Genomic DNA, 3,672 nt, shown 5'->3' on the forward strand with positions numbered 1-3,672 from the left:
CGGCCCGGGCGAGCCCTGGCAGCGCGCTCTCCAGGGCCGGCCCGCTCCCGAGCGCGCACGCCGGGTCCCTCCCGCTCACGGCCGAGCCCAGCTCGGACCGAGCCCGCTCGCCCAGACCTCGCCCGGCCAGATCCCACTCGTACGGCTCGTGCTCATCGGCGCTCGCGCTCCCTCGGCCTCCCGGTCATGTCCTCCGGAGACGTTAGGCCGGGCAACCGGTCCGGCGTCGGGCAGCCAGACCGGCCTGTGCACGAATCCCCGAAACAGCTCCCTGTGGTCGTGCTCGCGCCCCCGGTGTGCCGTCGGGAGGGTCGGTCCTGCGGACGACGAGCCGCGGCCGGACCCGCCCGTGGGAGAATGGAGCACGTGCCTGAGACCACCACGCCCAGCCCTGCCGCCCGCGTCACGCTCGCGGAGGTGAGCCCCGCCATCGCGCTCGGCCCCCTGGACGGCCGGTATCGCAAGGCCGTCGCCCCGCTCGTGGACCACCTGAGCGAGGCCGCGCTGAACCGCGAGCGCATCCACGTCGAGGTGGAGTGGCTGATCACGCTGTGCAACGGCGCGGCGGGCGTCGCGGCGCCCGTCGTCCCCGGTGCGCCCACGCTGACGCAGGCCGAGATCGAGTACCTGCGCGCGATCCCCGCCACGTTCGGCGCGGCCGAGATCGCCGAGCTGGCCGAGATCGAGCGCGAGACCGTGCACGACGTCAAGGCGGTCGAGTACTTCATCAAGCGGCGCATCGCGGCCTCGCCGGAGGTGCTCGGCGAGACCAGCCTCCCCGCGGCGAGCGAGCTGGTGCACTTCGCGTGCACCAGCGAGGACATCAACAACCTGTCGTACGCGCTGATGGTGCGGGGCGCGGTCCGGGAGGTCTGGCTGCCGGCCGCGACCGCCGTCGTCGACCAGCTCGCGGACATGGCGCGCGAGCACGCCGCCGCTCCCCTGCTGTCGCGCACGCACGGCCAGCCCGCGACGCCGTCCACCCTGGGCAAGGAGCTCGCCGTGCTGGCGCACCGCCTGCGCCGTCAGCTCCGCCGTGTCGACGGCGCCGAGTTCCTGGGCAAGCTGAACGGGGCCACGGGCACCTACGGCGCGCACACGGTCGCCGTCCCGTCGGCCGACTGGCCCGCCGTCTCGAAGGCGTTCGTCGAGGGCCTCGGACTGGACTGGAACCCGCTGACCACGCAGATCGAGTCACACGACTGGCAGGCCGAGGTCTATGCCGACGTCGCCCGGTTCAACCGGATCCTGCACAACCTCGCGACCGACGTGTGGACCTACATCTCGCTCGGGTTCTTCACGCAGATCCCGGTGGCGGGCGCCACGGGCTCGTCCACGATGCCGCACAAGGTGAACCCCATCCGGTTCGAGAACGCCGAGGCGAACCTCGAGATCTCGTGCTCGCTGCTGGACACTCTCTCGGCCACGCTGGTGACGAGCCGCCTGCAGCGCGACCTCACCGACTCCACGACGCAGCGCAACATCGGTCCGGCGTTCGGGCACAGCCTGCTCGCGATCGACAACGTGTCGCGTGGCCTGGACCGCCTGGCCGTGAACGAGACCCTGCTGCGCGAGGACCTCGACGCCAACTGGGAGGTGCTGGGTGAGCCCGTCCAGTCCGCGATGCGTGCGGCCTCGGTCGCCGGCGTGCCCGGCATGGAGAACCCGTACGAGCGCCTCAAGGACCTGACTCGCGGCCAGCGGGTCGACGGCGCACGCATGCGCGAGTTCGTGGCGGGCCTGGGCCTGCCCGACGACGTCGCCGCCCGCCTCGCCGCCCTGACCCCGGCCACGTACACGGGCCTGGCGGAGCAGCTCGTGAAGGACTACCTCGACTGAGCCGGAGCGGAACCGCAGGCTCGGTCGACAGACGCAGGGCCTGAGCCCCTTCACTCCAGGAAGATCCCGTTGCCCGGCCCGATCGGCAGGTCGAGGAAGAAGAACACGGACAGGATCGCGGCCCACACCAACCAGAAGGCCACGGTGAAGGGCAGCAATCGCGCGATCACGCTGCCCAGGCCGGCCCTCGGCTCCCAGCGCCGCAGGAACGTGAGCAGCACGATCATGTACGGGTTCAGGGGCGTGATGATCTGCGTCGCGGAGTCGCCAACCCGGAAGGCAGCCTGTACGAACCCGGGCTCGTAACCGATGAGCGCGAACATCGGCACGAACACGGCCGCCATGATGGTCCACAGTGACGAGCCCGAGATGATGAACAGGTTCAGGAGGGACGCGAGCGCCAGGAAGCCGATGATCGCGCCGTAGCCGGTCAGCCCGCTCGACTCCAGGCCCTCGGCGCCCGCCACGGCGATCCACTGGCCCACGCCGGACCAGTTGAACAGCGCGATGAACTGGCCCAGGACGAACGCGAGGACCAGGAATCCCGCCATGTCCCTGACGGACTGCTCCAACAGCCGCGGCACGTCCTTCATCGAGGTCACCGACCGGGTCACGATGCCGTAGACCACGCCGGGCACCATGAACAGCACGAAGATGACGAAGGTGATCGAGCCGAGCAGCGGCGACTCGGGCAGGAACCCACCGTCCTCGTTGCGCCACGGAGAGCCGGGCAGCACGAACGCGACGGTGAGCACAGCGGCGACCAGCAGCAGGGAGCCGATCGCAAACATCAGGCCGCGCCGTTCGGTCGCCGTGAGGTCGGCGGTCACGGGCGGTTCGTCGTCGGGCACCACCGTGTCGACGAGGCGCGCCTCCTCGACGGGGACGCCCTGGCGGACGAGGCGCGGTTCCAGGACCCGGTCGATGAGGAACCCGGCGAGCACGGACAGCACGACCGCCGCGACCACGTTGAAGTACCAGTTGGACAGCGGGTTCACGGGGTCGCCGGGGTTCGGCAGGATCTCGGTGACCGCCGTGGTGATGCCGGCGAACAGCGCGTCCAGGCTGGTCACGGCGATGTTCGTGGAGTAGCCGGCGCCGGCTGCCGCGAACCCTCCGAGCAGGCCCGCCACGGGGTGCCGACCGGCCGCCCGGAACACGAGCGCCGCGAGCGGCGGGATGACGATGAACGCGCTGTCGGACATGACGGAGCCCAGCACGCCCACGAACCCCACGGCGTAGGGCAGCGCCCAGCGGGGTGCCGAGCCGAAGACGGCACGGACGCCCGCGGCGAGCAGGCCCGTCTTCTCCGCCACGCCGACGGCGAGCCAGATGGTCAGCACCGTGAGCAGGGGCGGGAAGCCGATGTAGTTCGCGCCGATGTTCTGGGTGAACCACGTCATCCCCTCGGGCGTGAACAGGCCCTGGATCTCCGTGACCTCCTCGGCACCCGGGACCTGCACGGTCACTCCGGCGAGCGCCATGAACGTCGAGACCAGCGCGATCACCAGGAACAGGATCAGGAAGAGCGTGAACGGTTCGGGCAGCCGGTTGCCGAGCTGTTCGACGGCGCCCAGGAACCTGTCCGTGCGGGACGGTCGGACGGGCGAAGCGGTGTTGCTCACAGCGGTCTCCCTCGGGTCTCCGGTGGTCAGGCAGCCTAGGGCCGTAATGTAAAGGGTGATTTTTCGGTCGTGTAACGCTTTCCATACGATGGACCGCATGAACCGCCCCACCCCGCCCAGCACCGCCTATCTGGACCACCTGGTCGCCGAGACCGCGGGACGGCGGGCCGCCCTGGCCGCCGCGGTGCCCGACGGCGGGGACGGCGCC

The 3,672-nt window shown here is 70.9% G+C and carries 2 protein-coding genes; one reads left to right on the forward strand and one right to left on the reverse strand.

From position 1 onward, the window contains the following. Nucleotides 1-357: 357 nt before the first annotated feature. Entirely contained in the window at nt 358-1,839 is a 1,482-nt protein-coding gene (gene purB / locus PROKR_RS01405) for an adenylosuccinate lyase (RefSeq protein ID WP_036959073.1), read from the forward strand. A 50-nt stretch (nt 1,840-1,889) separates the two neighbouring features. Here purB and PROKR_RS01410 read toward each other — a convergent pair whose 3' ends face one another. Next, nucleotides 1,890-3,464 carry an AbgT family transporter gene (locus tag PROKR_RS01410; protein ID WP_084800196.1) on the reverse strand — a complete coding sequence of 525 codons (1,575 nt, stop codon included), beginning with the start codon at nt 3,462-3,464 and terminating at the stop codon, nt 1,890-1,892. Nucleotides 3,465-3,672 lie beyond the last annotated feature (208 nt).

Origin of the sequence: Promicromonospora kroppenstedtii DSM 19349, from assembly GCF_000515355.1 — a bacterium.
GTDB classification, from domain to species: domain Bacteria; phylum Actinomycetota; class Actinomycetes; order Actinomycetales; family Cellulomonadaceae; genus Promicromonospora; species Promicromonospora kroppenstedtii.